Here is a 20,345-nt window from a genome sequence, read left to right on the forward strand (position 1 = left end):
GGATGATCTCAGTTTGGTGCGAGGGGCCTTGGTCCTGAGCGAGCCTTTGATCAAGACTGTTTCCTCGGTCTTCCAAGGGTCTGCCGGCTGAAACGAACAGAGTTGTCCAAGTCAAGTACACTAACCCGAGCAATCGAGAGATTGCTCAAATGTTCTTTATCTTCCAGACGGGGCCGACCGACATCGGCAGTCTGGGTTCCAAGGTAAAGAGCGGGAAATTATGTATGACTTTTGGTTCAGGAAGAAGATGTAAGGGCTTGCCAGCCTGAGCATCGCGATTGGCACGATGCCTCTAGCGCGACATTATTTGAGTTTGAGCAATCAAGTCCTCAAGTAGCGAAGCGGTAGGACATCATAACGTGTCTTTCTATTTCTGGATCAAATCAAGCGCGAGAAGGGCGTTTGGTGGATGCCTTGGCAGTAAGAGGCGATGAAAGACGTGATACTCTGCGATAAGTCATGGGGAGCTGAGAATAAGCTTTGATCCATGAATTTCTGAATGGGGGAACCCACCTGACAGTTTGTTATAAAATGCTCTGCATTTTATAACTTGCTGAACCAGGTACTTAAGACCTGAATACATAGGGTTTTAAGAGCAAACCCGGGGAACTGAAACATCTAAGTACCCGGAGGAAAGGAAATCAATTGATACTCCCCTAGTAGCGGCGAGCGAACGGGGACCAGCCAAGCCTGATAAGTGACTAGAACGTGTTGGGAAGCACGGCCATAGCGGGTGATAGCCCCGTATAGGAAGCTTTGAAGGATGTATTAAGTAGGGCGGGACACGTGAAATCCTGTCTGAAGATCGGAGGACCACCTTCGAAGGCTAAGTACTCCTTACTGACCGATAGCGAACCAGTACCGTGAGGGAAAGGTGAAAAGCACCCCGACAAGGGGAGTGAAACAGTACCTGAAACCGAACGCCTACAATCAGTTGGAGGCCCCTTGAGGGCTGACAGCGTACCTTTTGTATAATGGGTCATCGACTTAGTGTATCTAGCAAGCTTAAGCCGTTAGGTGTAGGCGCAGCGAAAGCGAGTCTTAATAGGGCGCTTGAGTTAGATGCATTAGACCCGAAACCGAGTGATCTAGGCATGACCAGGATGAAGGTAAGGTAACACTTACTGGAGGTCCGAACCCACACCTGTTGAAAAAGGTCGGGATGAGTTGTGCCTAGGGGTGAAAGGCCAATCAAACTCGGAGATAGCTGGTTCTCTGCGAAATCTATTTAGGTAGAGCGTCATCCGAATACCCCGGGGGGTAGAGCACTGAATGGGTAATGGGGGCCCACAGCCTTACTGATCCTAATCAAACTCCGAATACCCGGGAGTACTAGATGGCAGACACACTGCGGATGCTAACGTCCGTAGTGGAGAGGGAAACAACCCTGACCTACGACTAAGGCCCCTAATTCATGGCTAAGTGGGAAAGCAGGTGGGACGACCAAAACAACCAGGAGGTTGGCTTAGAAGCAGCCATCCTTTAAAGATAGCGTAACAGCTCACTGGTCTAAATAAGTTGTCCTGCGGCGAAGATGTAACGGGGCTCAAGCCATGAGCCGAAGTCTAGGATAGTGACATTCCTTCGGGAATGCACTGTGGTAGCAGAGCGTAGTGTGACATAGCTTCATGTCTCTTTAACTCATTGATATCGTATCAATTTGTTGCTGGAGGATTTAGTCCTCAAGTAGCGAAGCGGTAGGACATCATATAATGAGTGTCGGAGACACGAAGCTTTCGATGAAGCTGGGGCGTGAGCCATCCGGTGGAGAGATCACTAGTGAGAATGATGACATGAGTAGCGACAAAGAGTGTGAGAGACACTCTCGCCGAAAGTCCAAGGGTTCCTGCTTAAAGCTAATCTGAGCAGGGTAAGCCGACCCCTAAGGCGAGGCCGAAAGGCGTAGTCGATGGGAACCAGGTTAATATTCCTGGGCCAGATGGAAGTGACGGATTGCGACGGTTGTTCCTCCTTATTGGATTGGAGGGGCCGCTTAGCAGTTCCTGGAAATAGCTCCATCGCTAGATCGTACCCTAAACCGACACAGGTGGACTGGTAGAGAATACCAAGGCGCTTGAGAGAACGATGTTGAAGGAACTCGGCAAAATACCTCCGTAAGTTCGCGAGAAGGAGGCCCAGTTTCTACGCAAGTATTGGCTGGGGGCACAAACCAGGGGGTGGCGACTGTTTACTAAAAACACAGGGCTCTGCGAAGTCGCAAGACGACGTATAGGGTCTGACGCCTGCCCGGTGCCTGAAGGTTAAAAGGAGGGGTGAGAGCTCCGAATTGAAGCCCAGGTAAACGGCGGCCGTAACTATAACGGTCCTAAGGTAGCGAAATTCCTTGTCGGGTAAGTTCCGACCTGCACGAATGGCGTAACGACTTCCCCACTGTCTCCAACATCGACTCAGCGAAATTGAATTGCCTGTCAAGATGCAGGCTTCCCGCGGTTAGACGGAAAGACCCCGTGCACCTTTACTACAGCTTCACACTGGCATCAGGCCATGCATGTGCAGGATAGGTGGTGGGCATTGAAACCGTGACGCCAGTCGCGGTGGAGCCTCCCTTGAGATACCACCCTTGCATTGCTTGATGTCTAACCGCGGTCCGTTATCCGGATCCGGGACCCTGTGTGGCGGGTAGTTTGACTGGGGCGGTCGCCTCCTAAAGCGTAACGGAGGCGCGCGAAGGTTGGCTCAGAGCGGTCGGAAATCGCTCGTTGAGTGCAATGGCAGAAGCCAGCCTGACTGCAAGACTGACAAGTCGAGCAGAGTCGAAAGACGGCCATAGTGATCCGGTGGTCCCGAGTGGAAGGGCCATCGCTCAACGGATAAAAGGTACGCCGGGGATAACAGGCTGATACTGCCCAAGAGTCCATATCGACGGCAGTGTTTGGCACCTCGATGTCGGCTCATCTCATCCTGGGGCTGGAGCAGGTCCCAAGGGTACGGCTGTTCGCCGTTTAAAGAGGTACGTGAGCTGGGTTTAGAACGTCGTGAGACAGTTCGGTCCCTATCTGCCGTGGGTGTAGGATACTTGAGAGGAGTTGCCCCTAGTACGAGAGGACCGGGGTGAACGATCCACTGGTGGACCTGTTGTTGCGCCAGCAGCAGTGCAGGGTAGCTATGATCGGACAGGATAACCGCTGAAGGCATCTAAGCGGGAAGCCCCCCTCAAAACAAGGTATCCCTGAGGACCGTGGTAGACCACCACGTCGATAGGCCGGAGATGTAAGTGCAGCAATGCATTCAGTTGACCGGTACTAATGGTCCGATAGGCTTGATTTGATCCAGTAATAGACAGACATCTATTCTGCGATCCAGAAGCATACACAACACACAGTACAAATTGATGAAATTCCAAAGCGCTCAAGTAGCGTAAGCGGTAGCGCATCAATAAATGACTTGGACAACACCCTCGATTTTGCAAAAAATGCAAATGTCGAACCCTCTAGGCCGTTTATTCGGTTTGGTGATCATAGCACGAGTGAAACACCCGGTCCCTTTCCGAACCCGGCAGTTAAGCACCGTTGCGCCGATGGTACTGCATCTTAAGGTGTGGGAGAGTAGGGCATCGCCAAACCTAATAAACAGCCTACAGAGTGTCTCTCAAAAACGATGAATATTCGATGAAAGCCTATGGCCAATCATCGATAGCGCATTCTTAGCCGAAAGACGCGTAAGCACTAGGCAAAGATCATGGCGCGGGATGGAGCAGCCCGGTAGCTCGTCAGGCTCATAACCTGAAGGTCGTAGGTTCAAATCCTACTCCCGCAACCAAATTCAACGCAATATATCAAACGCTTAGAGGCCCTACTAGTAGGACTGCTAGTGCTTGGAAAATCGGCGCTGGAAGCACTGTGGAAGCAACGGGTGCGATATAGCGCAGCATAACGCTTCGACACATGAAATCTCTGGCACAGCAAGCTTAATTTGCCCAATTCAAATTACCCTCAACGTTATCTGCCCGACAATTATTGACGTTCGATGAATGGCTGCACGATGGTTGTCTACAATCTGCACGTTTCGCGAAGGAGTCGCTGGGCAGGATAAGTCTATTGATTGCCACCAATCACTGAGCGCGCGCGCCACCTGCGGCGAAATTTACCAAACGGGGTATCAGCTCCAAGCGCAGGTCGGTCTCTGGGATTTTGGACTTGCCCATAAGCCGTTCTGGTCGGCCATCCCGGCCAATTACGCCAATCAAGGCCCCCAAGGCAAAAGAATAGGCCCATGTTGCGCGTTCGGAGGTCTCGTCACCCAATGCGGTTTGCAGAGCGTGGATGAATTTCTTTGCGCCGGCGTCGTAGTAAGTCTCGACCAGTTTTTGGTCCCGTTCGTTACCAACCGCGAGTTGTGCAAAGATGCGTGCACAGGTCGGACCTCCGCCTTCCTTACCGAGTGGCGGACTGAAGAAAGCCTCAAAAATACGCTCCAGCGCATCCGGTTCTGAGAGGTCAACGGCGTCGAGCATTTCGATCCGTTTTGCGCTGATGAGCTTCGCGCGTCGACCCACCATTTCGCCATAGAGCCGCTCTTTGTTTTTGAAGTGGTAATGCAATAAGCCCTGCGCGACTCCCGCCCGCGTGGCGATCGCTTTCATACCGGCATCGCCGTATCCATTTGCGGCAAATTCGACCTCGGCCGCATCCAGAATGCGATCACGCGCGTCGATTTCACTGGTTTTTTCCAAGGCAAACCCCTCTCAAACTGAACGATCAGTCAAGATCATACGGCGCTTGAACTTTGTTTCAACCGCGAATCCTGTGCGGGCGATTTATCCATATTTCCAATGAGGTACCAGACATTGCGCTTTACCTAGACCTGATTGGCGAAGCTTAATGTTTTGCGAGGCGTCCCTGTTTTGCTGGCGTAGCGCGCGGATTGGACGCCGAAACGAACTTCGAATTAATAGTTGACTGATCGATCAGTTAGCTCATAGGCTTGCTGACATCGAAGGGATTCTGCCGCAGTCATTTTCGAGTAGACTAGGTGGAAAAGGAGGAGATCGAGAGCCGGAAAGCGCGCCGAAATCAGCGTGCGGCTCATTCGATCAGATTATAGGGAGGAAGACATGAAGACTTTTACCTGTGCGTTGCTTTGTAGCGCAGCAGCACTTGCCACAACGGCTCCGCAAGCAATGGCAGAGGACCTGAACGCCACTGTTGTCGCCGGTCACCCGGCGGTGTTCCGTTGGGTGCGCATGATATCAGAAAGCTTTGAACCCAATCTCACAGCGCGTCTTGAAGCTGCTGGGCATTCCGCGACCTTCACCAACCAGTTCGGCGGGGCCATCGCAGGTGTCGGCGAAGAGCTTGAGACAGTGGGCGTCGGTCTCGCAGAGATTGGTGTGTGCCAATCGTTGTTTGATCCGTCGAAACTCGCCGTTCAAAACGTGACGTACTATACACCATTCGTCACAAGCGACGTTCGGGTTGTGTCCGAAGTGATTAACGATCTGCACCGCAATGAACCGTCTATGACGGCGGCATATGCGGATAACGACGTGGTCTACCTCGGCGCGCCAGTGGTGATTGATGACTATCTCATTATGACGGACTTCCCAGTTTCGTCCTTGGCAGACCTTTAAGCCCGGAAAATCGCGGCCCCCGGACCTGCGGTCAACTGGCTGTCTGGGACCGGGGCCGTTGGGGTGTCTGGCAACCTGACCACCTACTACAATGAACTGAGCACTAACGTTTATGACGGCGTTATTGTTTTCGCCTCTGCAGCACTTCCGGGTAAGCTTTACGAAGTTGCCCCCTATGTGACGCGCGTTGGTCTTGGGGCGCAGCATGCTGGCGCGCTTTGCGCCAATAAAGACTGGTTCGAAGGCCTGCCAGAAGACATCCAAGAAGCGATGTTTGCTGCCGCAGACGAGGCCGGTGAATGGTATGTCGGAGAGCTTGAAACCGCCGCAGCGGCTGCTTTGACCAAAATGGAAGAAGCTGGCGCGACGGTGACTGTTGCATCCGACGAGATGCGCGCAGCTTGGGTCAACGGTATGGATAATGCGGCGCAGGTTTGGGCAAAAGGTCTTGATGGCCAAAACCAGCCAGCGACAGAAATCCTTGAGAAATACCTGGCTGCCGCGAAAGACGCTGGCGCGACGCCTTTGTGGGATTGGTCCGAGGAATAACCAATGTCGGAAGAATTTCAACCACCGGGCGGTCGTAAGATCGCCCGGAAGGGGCTAAGTGCACTTATCGTAAGCGCAAACTTTACCGGTTCTGCTCTAATATTCGCTGTCATGGCGCTCATTGGGTTGGACGTCGCGGGCCGGAATTTGCTGGGGCAGCCGATTTCTGGCGTTCCGGAAATCGTTGCGCTCTCAATTGCCGTCATTGTGTTTCTGCAAACGCCAGCGGCGCTTGCCGCCAATCGTCTGACGCGCTCTGACACCTTCATTTCGATGCTGCAGCTGAAAGCACCCTTTCTCGCGAAAATCGTTGAAACGATTTTTGACGGCCTTGGGCTCATTGTTTTCGGCATCGTTGCCTATGGCACGTGGCCGCTTTTGCAAAAAGCTTGGACGCGTGGCGAATTCAAAGGCGCGATCGGCGATTTCACAGCCCCTGTCTGGCCGGTGAAAGTGGCCATCATCATTGGTTCAACCTTGCTCGTCCTGCAATTCGCGGCGCGCATCATCAACAGGTGGAGGGCGACCGATGACGCCATTTGATATCGGTATGATCTCCCTGATCGTGATGGTGCTTTTGGTGCTGGCAGGCTTGTTTGTGCCCGTGGCGCTGATGCTGTGTTCCTTCGCGGGAGTCTGGGCCATCAAAGGCTCCCCTGACCTTGCGGTCAAACTTATGGCCCAAGCGGCAAACGACTCCATCGGAAGCTACTTCTTTGGAATTGTCCCCCTGTTTGTCCTGATGGGCTTCATCGTTTCGGAAACGGGCATGGGTCGAGATGCCTATGACGTGGCAAACTCCTTTTTCAGACGGATCAAGGGCGGCTTGGGCGTTGGCACCGTTGCGGCCAACGCGATATTTGCGGCCATCACCGGAATTTCGATTGCCTCTGCAGCCGTCTTCACAAAAATCGCTGTGCCAGAGATGATCCGCCATGGCTATAACCCGCGGTTCGCCACGGGCGTCGTTGCCGGTAGCTCTGTTCTGGGCATGCTGATCCCGCCAAGCCTGCTGTTGATCCTTTTTGCTGTGATCGCAGAGCAATCGGTTGGCGATATGTTCCTTGCTGGGGTTATCCCGGGCATTGTTCTGGCAATCCTTTTTGCCTTGGGCATTGTTCTGGCGGCCTACATTCGGCCGGACATGATTGGCTCACAGGCGGCTCTGAATGCGGGCGGCGAAGACGGAGGTCTTGGCTTGTCTGAAACGCTTCGCCGTGGATCCCCCATCGTCTTTCTTATTCTGATCGTTCTTGGCGGCATTTATTCTGGATTCTTCACTCCGATTGAAGCCGGCGCAATGGGATCGATTGCTGCGTTGTTTTTGGCGCTTCTGCGGCGCAGTCTGACCTTCAAAAAGTTTGGCCGCATTCTGGTCGATGCAGGTTTGGTGACAGCCAGCATCTGCATGATGATCATCGCCGCGCAGATGTATTCCCGCATGCTGGCATTCTCAGGTGTGCCTGCAGGCATTGCTGATCTGACAGCGAACGCTGACCTAGGGTATTGGGGGCTGATGCTGATCTATGTGGCGGTGTTGCTGCTGATGGGCATGATCCTTGATAGCTCATCAATCCTGCTGATCATGGTGCCGATCATGCTGCCGGTGCTCGGGCCATCCGGGCTGGATCCGGTCTGGTTTGGGATCGTGACCGTTCTGGCGATCGAGATCGGATTGCTGACACCGCCGTTCGGAGTCTCGGTCTACGTCATCAAAGCCACGTTGAACGGGTCTGACATCACCCTTTGGGACATCTTCCGCGGCGCGGCGCCCTTTGCTGCAATCATGATGGTCGTTGTGTTCATGTTGCTGCTTTGGCCAGCCATGGCGACGTACCTCGTGAACTGAGATTGGAGAGACACATGACACGTACCATCATCGACATCTCTGTGCCGCTTGAAGCGGGCATCGTTTCAGACCCGGACGCGATGCTGCCTCAGATCGAGTACCTCAGCCACCAAGATACGGTTGATCAGATGGCCAGCTTCTTTCCAGGGCTGACCAAGGAAGATCTGCCGGGCGGCGAAGGCTGGGCCGTGGAAAAGCTCGTGCTGTCCAGCCACAACGGCACACATCTTGATGCGCCTTATCATCATCACTCGACAATGGATGGCGGCAAGCGCGCCATCACCATCGATGAGGTGCCGCTGGATTGGTGTTTTCGTCCGGGTGTGAAACTTGATTTCACCCACTTTCCGGATGGGCACGTGGTGACTGAAGCTGAGATGGCCACGGCATTTGAAATGATCGAATATGAACTTTCGCCGTTTGACATTGTGCTGATCAATACAACCGCTGGGCGCTACTACGGCGACCCATCTTATCTGAAACGCGGATGTGGCATCGGCCGTGATGCAACGCTGTGGATGTTGAACCAAGGGGTAAAGATCGGCGGCACAGATGCCTGGTCTTGGGATGCGCCCTTTGTCTCGACTGCGGCCGAATGGGCCGAAACCCAAGATCCATCGATCATTTGGGAAGGGCATCGTGCCTCAATCGATATCGGCTATTGCCACATGGAAAAGCTGACGAACCTCGAGTGCCTTCCAAATCACGGATTTCAAGTCTGCTGCTTCCCGATGAAGTTGAAAGCCGGTTCCGCCGGCTTCACCCGGGCCGTTGCCATTCTTGACGAATAAAGGAAAAGACAATGGCTAAGACCAAGAAGAAAACAATCATCACCTGCGCCGTGACTGGCGCGATCCATACGCCGACAATGTCAGACGCGCTGCCGATCACGCCAGATGATATCGCGTCGCAGGCAATCGAAGCCGCAGAGGCCGGGGCAGCCGTTTTGCACCTGCACGCGCGCAATCCCGAAAACGGGGCACCGTCGATCAATCCAGACGACTTTTCGCTGTTCTTACCGCGTATCAAACAATCGACAGATGCGGTTGTGAATATTTCGACAGGGGGCTCTATCACGCACTCGATCGCAGATCGAATTTCGCCAGCGCGGACATTTTCACCGGAAATGGCGTCGATGAACATGGGGTCGTTGAACTTCTCCTTCCACCCGCTGGCCAAACGCTATGAAACGTTCAAGCACGACTGGGAAGAGGACTATATCAAGAACTCTGAAAGCGGCATTTTTCGCAACACCTTTGCGGATATCGCATTGGCAGCGCGGGAGCTCGGCGAAGGCCATGGCATTCGCTTCGAACATGAGTGCTACGACGTCGGCCATCTTTACAACCTGAAATTCTGCATGGATCAGGGGATGTTCAAAGGGTCGATCTTTATTCAGTTTGTCATGGGCATTCTGGGCGGCATCAGCGCCGAGATTGACAACCTCGTCTTTATGAAACGCACGGCTGATCGCCTGTTTGGCACTGACTATCAATGGTCGGTGATTGGTGCAGGTAAGGCGCAAATCCCGCTTGCGCTGGTCTCGGCGCAAATGGGCGGCCACGTGCGTGTGGGTCTTGAGGATTCACTCTTTATCTCACCCGGTGAACTGGCGGTTTCTAATGCTGAACAGGTGCGCAAAATCCGGTCGCTTCTGGAAGCACAGGGGCATGAAATTGCCACACCTGATGAAGCGCGCGAAATGCTGACCCTCAAGGGCGGCGACAAAGTTCAATTCTGAAAGGAAAACAGATGACCGATCAAACATATGATGCAAATGACATTGTTTTCCGTTGTACCGGCAAAGCGTCGGGCAAAATGCGCGCAGACATGGATGTGCGGCTCGAGCACCCAATGAAGGAAAGCTTTCAGCTTGCCACCGACGAAGGGAAGTTTCACGGTGGAGATGGCAGCGCGCCGTTACCACTCGCCCTATTCGTCGGCGACCTAACCGGCTGCTTGATGACACAGATCCGTGCCTTCGGAAAAAGGTTGAAGATACCCGTCGACGACTTGTCCGTTGATTGCGAAGTCGTCTGGCGCTGGACGCCCGTTGACCGGATTTACGAAACGGAACCCAAGGGTTTTCATTTCGACATCCACCTAGACTCCAGTGCTCCGCTTGAGCAGCAGATCGCACTGATCGAAGCCGCGAAGAAAGGCTGCTTCATCGAGCAGACCCTTGGACAAAAAAACGAAATTCGCCACCGCTTGAAGACAGGTGACGGATTTTACGAGATTGAAGCCTAACCAGCTTCATGTGGCCTTCCTCTGACGCCTCCCCGGATGAGGAAGGCCGCCCCAACATCCGCTGCTTGCTGCAGAGACTGAGACGGCACCACAGAAGGAACACGTAATGCAAACGCTATATCACAGCCCGTATTCAACATGCTCCCAGAAGGTCCGCCTATGCCTTTTCGAGAAGGGGATCGACTTCGAGGCGATAGCGCTCGATTTTTGGAAAGAGGAACATCTGACGCCGGAATATCTTGCGCTGAACCCAAACGGCGTCGTCCCGACGTTGGTGCATGACGGTGAGCCGGTCATCGATAGTTCGGTCATCGTTGAATATTTGGACGAAGTATTTCCAGACCCTGCCTTGTCACCAAAGGACGCGCTTGGGAAAGCCCGGATGCGCGCGTGGCTCCGCTTTCTTGAAGAGGTTCCAACCGTCGCAATCAGAGTGCCTTCCTTCAATAAAGCGTTTGTCCAACTCTGGGCCGACAAATCAGATGAAGAACTTGAACAACAAGCGCAGGCGCGGCCGCTTCGAACTGCGCTCTACAAAAGCCTGGGCCGCGACGGGGTCGGCACAGAAGAATATGATGCTTCGCTCAAACGCCTTCGAATGACCATTGAACGGATGGAAAAGGCGCTGAGCGCCAGTGAATGGATTTGCGGAGATAGCTTCTCGCTCGCCGATGTTTGCGTGATCCCGACGATTGACCGTATGAATGACCTTGGCCTGTCCCATATCTGGGGCGACACCCCCCATGTTCAACGCTGGTGGTCAGCGGTACAGCAGCGCGATTGCTTCAAGCAAACCTTCGCCCCCGGAACGCGGGTGTCAGAACGCTATGCGATTTCTAGCTAATTAGATTTTCCGTCTGGTCCCACATATCGATCATGATCTGCCATTCTGCTGATCTGAAATGAATTTCATGAGCGCCTTCGCCTAAGAACATATCAAAACGCTAGAATTGCGTCAGATTTGCTGGGTATCCGGCTCTGGTGAACGAAACCGACTGCCTTGGACCATTCAGGTCGTCGTTTGGATTCTTATAGGCTTTCTTTTTCCCGCCATCGATACTGACCCAAATTCGGCCATCCTCGCTCAGTAACTTCCGCAGTTTTTAGCTAAATGCGCTTGAAGTTTTCGGGTGTTTGCAAGGGCATTTAAGCCATTAGCAACCAATGCCGCATATTTGAATTGGTAAGAAACTACAGCGACCCACGACAGTCTTCAGCATCTTCATTTCCCGATGCCGATGTGACGTTGCTGATCAACAACCATTGTGCATTGGGGGCGCGTGTGAGCAGAGAACTTGATACCCGTAAAACCGACAATGAACCCGCTGAACTAGGTGGACACCTCAGCACTGAATCGCAGCGCCGACTACAAATTCTGTCGCTTGATGATGACCAGCTGGATCGATTGCGCCTAATCCGTACCTGTGAGCAGGCAGGTCTGCGCTGCGCATGTGATGAGGCTTCCACGCTTACAGAGTTACGCCTTGCGATCGACAAAAAGAGTTATGACGTGATCTTTATCGATCACAAGCTTGGCCTGGACAATGGCATGGATGCTTTGCGCATCATCTTGGCCCATGAAGATCAGACCGGCACGATTCCCATCATGGTGACAAGCGCAACGGAACACCGTGTGGCTGTTGAAGCCATGCGCATCGGATGTGCGGATTATCTTGTAAAAGAAGAGCTGACAGTATCTGCGCTGTCCAAATCTATTGCTTCGGCGATTGAGCGCCGGGTGATGTACGCGGAAATCGCCGGTGCACGCGCTTTGGAACGTGAGGTCAAGGCAACCATCACACGCTTTCTAAACACCTGCGGCCCGGAAATGCGTATCATCCTCAGCAATACGATCAAAACGCTACGCAGTCTGAAAGCGATCAACCGAACTAGCGATGACATCGATCCATTGCTACTGCCAAATTTCACATTGCTTGAACGGGGTTGTTTTGACCTGACAACTTTTGTCGATGACTTGGAGTCAGTCGTTCAACGACTGAAATAAAGGCTCGTCGCCGTCAGTTCCTTCAGGCTGCAGAACCACGAGCGGGTCAGAGATGCAGGGAGCCTCCGTACAACCGTTACCCTTTTGCTTGAACTGCTGAGCACCTTTCTTTCAGGTCAGAAACCGCACCATCTGGCGCTTCACACAAATGCCAATAATCCTGCAGAACGGAGAGGACATTTTTAAGCCCATTGAGATCTTCTGGTTTTACGATGTAGCCATTTGCCCGATTTTTGTATGCCTTTGAAATATCTTGCGGGTTGTCTGAGGTCGTAAACATGAAAACGACATTGTCTGAGATGCCGTCGACGCCACGCATGACTTGCAGGAATTCATGGCCGTTCATGCGCGGCATGTTGATATCGAGAAGTATGAAAAATGGCTGCGGGAGATGCGTTTCTTCGTTTTGATGTGTGAGCATTTCCAATGCCTCTTGCCCGTCTTTCGCGTGCACAATCTGTCCATTGGACCTCACTTTCTCCATCGCGCGAGTGACAAACATTGCATCGATCGCGTTGTCTTCAACCAGTAGAATATTCATCTGATCCGGCATATCAGGCCACCTTTCCCAAACCTTCGGGGCGTTCGTTCAGCAGGGTTTTGGGCCATTGGAAAACAAAGCAAGCGCCGCGGCCCTCATCCGAATCCACGCGAACAGTCCCTCCATGTTGTTCCACGAGTTTCTTAACAATCGCCAAACCGATGCCTGTGCTTTCCTGGTCCTCTGACGTGCGTAGCGTCTGAAAAACCTCAAATATCCGCTCATGGTATTGCGGTGCGATACCGGCGCCGTCATCGGCAACCATGACTTCCAGGTGGTCAGGCTTCTCTGAAATCGTGATCGCCACATGCGCTTTGGCGGGATCGGGATGATATTTAAAGGCATTCCCGATCAGGTTTTCCAGGATGCGCCTGAAGTTATGACTATCAACAACAATCTTTTCGACATCGCTTTCCAAATGTACCTGTGCCGTATCGACTTCGAAATCAGCAATACAAGCCTTGATGATCTCCTCGGGCGCGACATTGTCGTGGCTTAGATCACTTCGCCCGACGCGCGCATAATCCATGATACCCCGCGTCAGCGCATGCATGCGTTCGACGCGTTCCCGGATCAGATCGAGATGCATTTGCAAAGCGCCATGTGCCTCTTGATCGTTCACATGTTCTGACAAGTCCTCTTCCATGAGGTCCGTCAAGAACCCGATGCCACGCGCCGGTGTTTTTAGGTCGTGGGAGGCAACATAGACAAACTGCTCAATCTCGGCGTTGGCCATTTCAAGTTTTTCGCTTTTTCCTCGGAGTTCAGTTGTCAATTCAAACGCGTAGGAGCGTGCACGGCTATTCGCGCGCGCCATGGAGATCAATAACGCAATGATCAGCGCCTCGATGATTAGGCCGCCAAATAGGATAAGCGTGGGCTGTTCAAACCCATTGTTCGTGCGAAACGCGAGATTAGAGCGCACCTCAATCTCCCAATTGCGCCCATAAAGATCCAGCGACACGGTGTCGGTATAGAGCGGGTTTGCATCGCTCAGCCCATCATCGATCGCGTGTTCGTCATAAATGGTTTGCTCTCCGTCGCGAATGCTAAAATGAACATCTCTCCGCTCCTTCGAAAGAAGACCTTCGACCAGTTTGCGCACTACAAATGGTGCGTAGACAACCCCCTGAAACTGTTCGCGACGTTCTTCTAAAGTTTCCGGGATGCCGCCTGAATAATAAGGCGCATAAAACAGGAAGCCCGGTGTGTGATCGCTATCCTGCACCAAAACGATAGGGCCTGTTATCTTTGAGCGCCCTGTGTCACGGCTGGCCAGCAAACCAGTGCGTCGGTTGACTTCATGTGCAACATCAAGTCCGACAGCGGCAGCGTTAACATCCTCTGGTTCGATATAGGTGATGGGCAGCGAGAAGCCCTGATCATGCTGCGGATAGATTTCGAAGCCTTGTCGCTCCGCTTCACGCTCTGCAAGGTAAGCCGGCAGAGTCTCTCGCGGGACATAGTGGATCACACCCACGCCATTCACGCCCGGATAGCGCTGATCGATATTCAACGACTGCGCAAAGACTTTCCATTCTTGCATGTCCACGTCGCCACCCAGCGCAGAGATCGCAGCAACCCCCGACCAAAGCGCATCCTCATAGCGCGACATGCTGTCTAGGATCAGATCAACCGTACTGTCCCGCGCCGCAAGAAAGCGGCTTTCAATGCGATGTTCGAGCTGTTTCTTGGAATAGAGCCATGCCCCCAAAGTCATCGTCAAAGAAAGCCCGATGATGATGAGATGCAGCGCAGAAATGCGGCCAGTTGAGCGTTCGAAAATATCAGTGCCAGTCATGTCTGCTCCAATCAATCCGAATAGGACAGTCGCAACCTAGGGCTTTTCACCTTAACAATTCCCTAATGTTCGCTATTTGTTTTAGTTTTATTAAATTGGTAGTAACCTCTGGTGGGCGTATTTAGTCAGCAATGAATAGCGCCGAAAACATCGCCAATTTATCTAATGATTTGAGGTAACTTAGTTTAGCCCGATTCCGGGTTCTTCAGGTTCGCGGGCTGGAACGAAGAATGCCCTAGTAGTAAGAATACTGGGGTAAAAGCAGGTCCATGAATTGGTGGAAAGCCTAAGGATTTGCGCGATTGAATCGGCTACTGCTTGTGAGGTGAAGTAGCAGACTTTGTTCAAATCTGTTCTACGAAGTGAAAGCGATCTTCAATCGCGCTTAAGCAGGCTTGGCGTGCATTTCCGCACATTCATGCAACCACGCCGCAAAGGGTATCCGCTAAAGAGAATTGCGTTAATGCTGCTATGTCATGGGATTTTGGTGGAGCCTAGGGGGATCGAACCCCTGACCTCTACAATGCCATTGTAGCGCTCTCCCAGCTGAGCTAAGGCCCCGAAATGGTACAGATCATCTCGTCTGTGCGCGCTTACTTAGGCGCTTCATCTGGCGGGATCAAGTGAAAAATCCCGCCAGATTTTGATCAGTCGTCGCTGTCATCCGCTGGCACATCCGCGATGTCATCCAGCGATACGTTGTCGTCATCATCCTCGTCCAGAACATCATCTTCCAGATCGATATCTACATCGTCATCATCTTCCAGAACTTCGGCGTCATCCGCGTTTGCGGCTTTGGCTTTCAGTGTCGCCGCATCTTCGTCATCAGCAGCGATCATGCGGCTTTTGCCGCTCTCCAGCTCAACGACCTCACCGGTGTAAGGGCTGACGATTGGATTTTTGTTCAGGTCGTAAAAACGTTTGCCGGTTGTCGGGCACAGGCGCTTAACGCCCCATTCTTCTTTGGGCATTGGAATCCCCCTAAATCACGTGAGTCTTGTCGACAGTCCGCGCCAACTGCCATAAGTGAAGGGGCAAGTCAAAGGGTATCAGGCGAGCAGTGCGCGGGGGAGTGCCATGACGCTACATTTTCTGCCAGGAGAGCCAGAAATTGCTGTGCATTTGCGTCGTAACGCGCGCGCGCGTCGCATTTCATTACGGGTGTCTCGGTTGGACGGAAAAGTCACTCTGACCCTGCCAAATCGTCTGCCAGAGAATGAAGGTTTGGCCTTTGCGCGTCAGAAGGAAAGCTGGATTCGCAAACAGCTTGCCGAGCGGCCAGAGCAAGTCTGTGTGACGGTGGGGGATAGCCTGCCGTTTCAGGGTGACCTGCTTGATATCGTCGCCTCAGCGGCGGTGCGCGTGTGCGTTCAGGGGGAACAGCTTTGTGTGCCGCATGGCATGGCCGAAGTTGGCCCCAAGGTCGAACGTTTCCTGAAGGCTGAGGCGCGCGCTCGGTTGAAGGAGGCGGCAGATCACTATGCCGGGGCGCTGGGCGTGGACTACACAAAGCTGACGCTCAGGGACACGCGGTCGCGTTGGGGGTCTTGCACCTCAGAGCGCGGGCTGATGTTTTCATGGCGGCTCATTATGGCCCCTGCCGAGGTTCTGCGTTATGTGGCGGCGCATGAAGTGGCTCACTTGGTGGAGATGAACCATTCTCCGGCGTTCTGGAGCGTGGTGGATCAGATCTATGGCCCCCACCAAATGGAGCGGAACTGGTTGAAACAACATGGTGAAAAATTGCACCGTTTCAGGTTCTGATGGCGCATTGAGCAATTGACGCTCGGCAGAAATGTGATCACATTCGCCGTATGATGGCACAAATCCGAAGTTCCGAGCATACAACCTCCGCCCATGATCGGGTTTATCGCGGGTTAAGAACGCGGATCATGCATGGGGAAATCCTGCCGGGGCATCCCCTGACACTGCGGGGGCTAGGGCAAGAATACGAGGTGTCGATGACGCCCGCTCGTGAAGCGATCCGTCGGCTTGTTGCCGAGGGCGCATTGACTATGTCGGCCTCCGGGCGGGTGTCGACCCCGGAACTGACAAATGACCGGATCGAAGAACTTGCCGCCTTGCGGGCGTTGATCGAGGTCGAACTCGCCAGCCGTGCGCTTCCACGCGCGCATATGGCGCTGATTGAACGGTTGCAAACCATCAATAACTCGATTGCCGAACGGGTCGCGCAGCGTGATGCGGTCGGCTATATCAGCGCGAATTTGGATTTTCACCGCGCGCTTTACCTGCGTGCGCAGGCGCCAGCGATGCTGGCGATGGCGGAAACCGTGTGGCTGCAGCTTGGGCCAACAATGCGCGCCTTATATGGGCGGCTGCGCCAAGCCGAACCGCCGCAGTTCCACCGCCTGATACTCGCGGCATTAAAGGCCGGCGATGAACCGGGGCTTCGGCTTGCGGTTCGGTCGGACGTGACCCAAGGCTTACGACACCTGACAGCCTAAGGCATTTTGTTAGGCTGCGAGGCCTTTGCTGCCCAGTGCCATGAACTTCTGACGACGTGCTTTGACCAACTCTTCGCGGCTGAGGCCGCTGGTTTCTTTCAGCATCTCAGAAATCGCTGCGCCGACGGCTTTGATGGCCGATTTGCGCCCACGGTGTGCGCCGCCCAAAGGTTCAGCAATGCTGCGATCTACAACACCCAATTGCAGCAGGTCGCCCGCTGTCAGACGCAGCGCTTCTGCGGCTTCGCGCATTTTGTCGGCGTTTTTCCAAAGGATTGACGCACAGCCTTCCGGCGTGATGACCGAATAGACGGAATGCTCAAGCATTGCGAGTTTGTTGGCCGTCGCCAAAGCAACTGCACCACCAGAGCCGCCTTCGCCGATGATGACAGAAATCACGGGTACGCCGACCTGCAAGCATTTTTCGGTGCTGCGCGCGATGGCTTCGGATTGGCCGCGCTCTTCGGCACCTTTGCCGGGGTAGGCGCCGGGTGTGTCCACCAGCGTGATGATCGGAATGTTGAACTTGTCCGCCATTTCCATCAGCCGGATGGCTTTGCGGTAGCCTTCCGGGCGGGCCATGCCGAAATTACGTTCGATCCGGGATTTCGTGTCGTTTCCTTTTTCCTGGCCAATCACCATGACAGGCTGGTCATTGAATCGCGCGAGGCCCCCCATGACCGCGTGGTCATCAGCAAAGTTGCGATCCCCAGCCAAAGGCGTGAATTCTGTGAACAGGGCTTTGATATAGTCTTCGCAATGCGGGCGCTCTGGATGACGGGCCACCTGACATTTCCGCCAAGGGGTCAGGCTTTTGTAAAGCTCTTCCATCATCTCGCTTGCTTTGCGATCAAGCGCCGCCGCTTCGTCAGAGACGTCCATTTCCTCATTTTGCCGCGCCATCGCCCGCAATTCTTCGGCTTTGCCTTCAATTTCGGCCAGTGGTTTTTCAAAATCGAGGTAATTGGTCATTGCGTCCTCTCACATGTAGCAAACTGCTATATGGCGCGGCGTCAGTTTGAATGCAAGCTTGGGCTGGTGCCATGAATGGGCAGTTCGCTTTGCTATTCAATGGCGGCATCTGACGCGGTAAGGTGTTTGCCCTTATCCCTTCAGTGTCACCCAGATCATTGTACCGACCAACAAGAAGGCCATGCTATAGTTAAAGACACGCAGACGCGTCGGATTGGTCAGAACGCGCTGCATTTCCTGGCCGAGCAAAGTCCAGCTACTTGTCGATATGACGCTGCAGGCGACGTAGCATCCAGCAACGACCAAGACAGCGAACAATTCGCGACTTGTGGCGTAGGTGGTGATGGCCGACAGCGCCATTCCCCAAGCTTTTGGGTTCACCCACTGAAAGCTGGCGGCCTGCAGAAAGCTTAGTGGTTTGCTGCCAGCTTTGCCTTTACCGGGGGCAGAGGCATTGGCAATCTTCCACGCGAGGTAAAGAAGATAGCCAAACGAAAACACCTGCAAAATTTTGAAGCTGACAGGCCACAAATCAAAGACTTGCATGACCCCTACACCTACCAAGAAGACCATGGTCGGGAAGCCTAAGCCGACACCCAGCATGTGTGGCAGGCTGCGGCGAAATCCGAAATTTGCACCCGAGGCCATCAGCATCAGGTTGTTGGGGCCTGGTGTTATCACCGTGGCAAAGGCAAAGGATAATGTCAGAAGTAAGTGCTCTAGCGTCATAGAACAATCGTGCACGAAGTCGCGGAACTTTAAGTTGCGTTTATGTGCGAAATCGAGAAATATTCACAATCAATGGCGAAAGATGATCTCATAAACGAACAGATATTGCAGGTCTTGTCGCGCGATGGGCGGATCAGCAACCTTGATTTGGCGGAACGAGTCGGCCTTTCGCCGTCGGCTTGCCTGCGCCGCGTGCAAGAATTGGAACGTTCGGGTGTGATTACCGGCTATCGGGCTGTATTGGACCGCAGCAGGCGTGGCATTGGGTTTGTGGCCTATGTCACGGTCGGGCTCAATCAGCACACCAAGGCCGCTCAAGAAGCGTTTGAGCAAGCGATCTCGCGTGCGCCAGAAGTCATCGAATGCCACAACATCACCGGTGCCGTGGAATACCTGCTAAGGGTCGAGGCCACGGACCTTGCAGCCTATAAGATGTTTCACACGGATGTTTTGGGGGTTCTGCCGCAGGTCCATTCGATCACCAGCTATGTGGTCATGGGCTCACCCAAGGACGCGCGTAGTTAAGTCGGCAACCCGAGAGAGCTAAGAACGGGTTGCCGAAAGGGCAGGGCGAATGGCCCCACCAGAAAGTGTCTAGTTTGCAGCGATCAACTCTGCCTGCGCCACAATCACCTCGGCCTGTTTGATCGACGCGATGTCGACAAGGCGACCTTTGTAAACGGTCGCGCCTTCGCCCTTGGCTTTTGCGTCTTCCATGGCGGCGAGGATTTCACGGGCCTCGGACACAGCTTCCTCAGACGGGGTAAAGACCTCATTCGCCAGCGCGATCTGTTTCGGGTGAATGGCCCATTTGCCGACCATCCCAAGCGTTGCAGAACGTTTCGCCTGAGCAACAAACCCGGCGTCGTCAGAGAAGTCACCAAACGGCCCGTCAACAGGCAGAACGCCATGTGTTCGGCAGGCCGCAACGATTTTGGCCTGTGCCCAGTGCCACGGGTCAGACCAATGTCTGTCCTCTCCGCGTTGCATATAATAGTTTTCCTGCGTACCGCCGATCCCGGTGGTCTGCATCCCCATAGAGGCTGCGAAATCCGCAGCACCAAGGCTCATGGCCTGCAAGCGGGGTGAAGAGGCGGCGATCTCTTCTGCGTGTGCGATCCCAGCAGCGGATTCAATAATGACTTCGAAGGAAATCTTTTTCGCGCGACCCTTTGCGGTCTCGATGGCAGTCACCAAAGCGTCGACCGCATAGACATCTTCTGCGCAACCCACCTTTGGGATCATGATCTGGTCAAGGCGTTCGTCGGCCTGCTCCAACAGATCAACGACATCGCGGTACCAGTAGGGCGTGTCCAGTCCGTTGATCCGCACGGACATATATTTGTTGCCCCAATCGATCGACCCGAGCGCTTCGATAATGTTGGCGCGCGCGCTGTCCTTGTCGCTGGGCGCAACGGAATCTTCCAGATCAAGGTTGATCACATCGGCTGCAGAGGCCGCCATCTTTTCGAAGATGGCAGGACGAGAGCCCGGCCCAAACAGTTGGCAGCGGTTCGGGCGCGCGGGGGCGGCGGGTTGGATGCGAAAGCTCATCTGGAAGTCTCCGAGTAACGAAATTGCGAATTTGTTGCGG

19 protein-coding genes, 2 tRNA genes and 2 rRNA genes are annotated in these 20,345 nt (G+C 53.7%); 15 read left to right on the plus strand and 8 right to left on the minus strand.

Features of this window, described 5'->3' with window-relative positions; all coding sequences use genetic code 11:
- Positions 1-381 precede the first annotated feature (381 nt).
- The 3 genes from BUA39_RS09830 (at position 382) to BUA39_RS09840 (ending at position 3,780) form a co-directional block, all read left to right on the plus strand.
- Positions 382-3,288, plus strand: a 23S ribosomal RNA gene (locus BUA39_RS09830).
- A gap of 180 nt (positions 3,289-3,468) precedes the next feature.
- Positions 3,469-3,583: ribosomal RNA gene (gene rrf, locus BUA39_RS09835) — 5S ribosomal RNA — on the plus strand.
- A gap of 120 nt (positions 3,584-3,703) precedes the next feature.
- Positions 3,704-3,780 (plus strand) — tRNA-Met (locus tag BUA39_RS09840).
- 292 nt (positions 3,781-4,072) lie between these two features.
- Here BUA39_RS09840 and BUA39_RS09845 read toward each other — a convergent pair.
- Entirely contained in the window at positions 4,073-4,693 is a 621-nt protein-coding gene (locus BUA39_RS09845; protein ID WP_072793049.1) for a TetR/AcrR family transcriptional regulator, read from the minus strand.
- A gap of 381 nt (positions 4,694-5,074) precedes the next feature.
- Here BUA39_RS09845 and BUA39_RS16915 point away from each other — a divergent pair, with 381 nt between their 5' ends.
- The 9 genes from BUA39_RS16915 (at position 5,075) to BUA39_RS09885 (ending at position 12,243) form a co-directional block, all read left to right on the plus strand.
- Positions 5,075-5,590: a type 2 periplasmic-binding domain-containing protein gene (locus BUA39_RS16915; protein ID WP_207546223.1), complete on the plus strand. Its 516-nt coding sequence runs from the start codon at positions 5,075-5,077 to the stop codon at positions 5,588-5,590.
- 39 nt (positions 5,591-5,629) lie between these two features.
- Entirely contained in the window at positions 5,630-6,139 is a 510-nt protein-coding gene (gene dctP, locus BUA39_RS16920) for a TRAP transporter substrate-binding protein DctP (RefSeq protein ID WP_278246310.1), read from the plus strand.
- A 3-nt stretch (positions 6,140-6,142) separates the two neighbouring features.
- Positions 6,143-6,682, plus strand: coding sequence for a TRAP transporter small permease subunit (locus BUA39_RS09855; protein WP_084604913.1), 540 nt, complete (start codon positions 6,143-6,145; stop codon positions 6,680-6,682).
- On the plus strand, positions 6,669-7,988 hold the full coding sequence (locus BUA39_RS09860) for a TRAP transporter large permease (protein ID WP_072793051.1): 1,320 nt from the start codon (positions 6,669-6,671) through the stop codon (positions 7,986-7,988). The genes BUA39_RS09855 and BUA39_RS09860 overlap by 14 nt, the downstream gene beginning before the upstream one ends.
- A 14-nt stretch (positions 7,989-8,002) precedes the next feature.
- Entirely contained in the window at positions 8,003-8,779 is a 777-nt protein-coding gene (locus tag BUA39_RS09865; protein ID WP_072793052.1) for a cyclase family protein, read from the plus strand.
- 11 nt (positions 8,780-8,790) lie between these two features.
- Positions 8,791-9,729 carry a 3,5-dioxohexanoate:acetyl-CoA acetone transferase gene (gene kce / locus BUA39_RS09870; protein ID WP_072793053.1) on the plus strand — a complete coding sequence of 313 codons (939 nt, stop codon included), beginning with the start codon at positions 8,791-8,793 and terminating at the stop codon, positions 9,727-9,729.
- A gap of 11 nt (positions 9,730-9,740) precedes the next feature.
- A complete protein-coding gene (locus BUA39_RS09875; protein ID WP_072793054.1) occupies positions 9,741-10,238 on the plus strand; it encodes an OsmC family protein in 498 nt (165 codons plus the stop codon).
- Positions 10,239-10,344: 106 nt separating this feature from the next.
- Entirely contained in the window at positions 10,345-11,082 is a 738-nt protein-coding gene (locus BUA39_RS09880; RefSeq protein ID WP_072793055.1) for a glutathione S-transferase family protein, read from the plus strand.
- A gap of 438 nt (positions 11,083-11,520) precedes the next feature.
- On the plus strand, positions 11,521-12,243 hold the full coding sequence (locus tag BUA39_RS09885; protein WP_084604934.1) for a response regulator: 723 nt from the start codon (positions 11,521-11,523) through the stop codon (positions 12,241-12,243).
- 76 nt (positions 12,244-12,319) lie between these two features.
- Here BUA39_RS09885 and BUA39_RS09890 read toward each other — a convergent pair whose 3' ends face one another.
- The 4 genes from BUA39_RS09890 to BUA39_RS09905 form a co-directional block, all read right to left on the minus strand.
- Positions 12,320-12,796, minus strand: coding sequence for a response regulator (locus BUA39_RS09890; RefSeq protein ID WP_072793056.1), 477 nt, complete (start codon positions 12,794-12,796; stop codon positions 12,320-12,322).
- 1 nt (position 12,797) lies between these two features.
- Positions 12,798-14,585 (minus strand): CHASE domain-containing protein, encoded by a 1,788-nt coding sequence (locus tag BUA39_RS09895; RefSeq protein WP_072793057.1) that lies wholly within the window; start codon positions 14,583-14,585, stop codon positions 12,798-12,800.
- A gap of 485 nt (positions 14,586-15,070) precedes the next feature.
- A tRNA-Ala gene (locus tag BUA39_RS09900) sits at positions 15,071-15,146 on the minus strand.
- 86 nt (positions 15,147-15,232) lie between these two features.
- A complete protein-coding gene (locus BUA39_RS09905) occupies positions 15,233-15,556 on the minus strand; it encodes a TIGR02300 family protein (protein ID WP_072793058.1) in 324 nt (107 codons plus the stop codon).
- A 106-nt stretch (positions 15,557-15,662) separates the two neighbouring features.
- Here BUA39_RS09905 and BUA39_RS09910 point away from each other — a divergent pair, with 106 nt between their 5' ends.
- Complete coding sequence (locus tag BUA39_RS09910; protein WP_072793059.1) at positions 15,663-16,349, plus strand: M48 family metallopeptidase; 687 nt, start codon at positions 15,663-15,665, stop codon at positions 16,347-16,349.
- Between the two features lie 50 nt (positions 16,350-16,399).
- Positions 16,400-17,050 (plus strand): GntR family transcriptional regulator, encoded by a 651-nt coding sequence (locus BUA39_RS09915; RefSeq protein WP_110721842.1) that lies wholly within the window; start codon positions 16,400-16,402, stop codon positions 17,048-17,050.
- 9 nt (positions 17,051-17,059) lie between these two features.
- On the opposite strand, the gene BUA39_RS09920 is transcribed toward BUA39_RS09915, so the two are convergent.
- Both BUA39_RS09920 and BUA39_RS09925 read right to left on the minus strand, forming a co-directional pair.
- On the minus strand, positions 17,060-18,022 hold the full coding sequence (locus BUA39_RS09920) for an acetyl-CoA carboxylase carboxyltransferase subunit alpha (protein WP_072793060.1): 963 nt from the start codon (positions 18,020-18,022) through the stop codon (positions 17,060-17,062).
- 132 nt (positions 18,023-18,154) lie between these two features.
- Entirely contained in the window at positions 18,155-18,751 is a 597-nt protein-coding gene (locus BUA39_RS09925) for a LysE family translocator (protein ID WP_072793061.1), read from the minus strand.
- A 72-nt stretch (positions 18,752-18,823) separates the two neighbouring features.
- Between BUA39_RS09925 and BUA39_RS09930 the strand changes: the two genes are divergently transcribed.
- Positions 18,824-19,276 carry an Lrp/AsnC family transcriptional regulator gene (locus tag BUA39_RS09930; RefSeq protein ID WP_072793062.1) on the plus strand — a complete coding sequence of 151 codons (453 nt, stop codon included), beginning with the start codon at positions 18,824-18,826 and terminating at the stop codon, positions 19,274-19,276.
- 69 nt (positions 19,277-19,345) lie between these two features.
- Here the strand turns inward: BUA39_RS09930 and BUA39_RS09935 are convergent, their stop codons facing one another.
- Positions 19,346-20,305: an L-malyl-CoA/beta-methylmalyl-CoA lyase gene (locus BUA39_RS09935; protein WP_072793063.1), complete on the minus strand. Its 960-nt coding sequence runs from the start codon at positions 20,303-20,305 to the stop codon at positions 19,346-19,348.
- Between the last annotated feature and the right edge of the window lie 40 nt (positions 20,306-20,345).

Origin of the sequence: Cognatishimia maritima (genome assembly GCF_900129685.1) — a bacterium.
Lineage (GTDB): Bacteria > Pseudomonadota > Alphaproteobacteria > Rhodobacterales > Rhodobacteraceae > Cognatishimia > Cognatishimia maritima.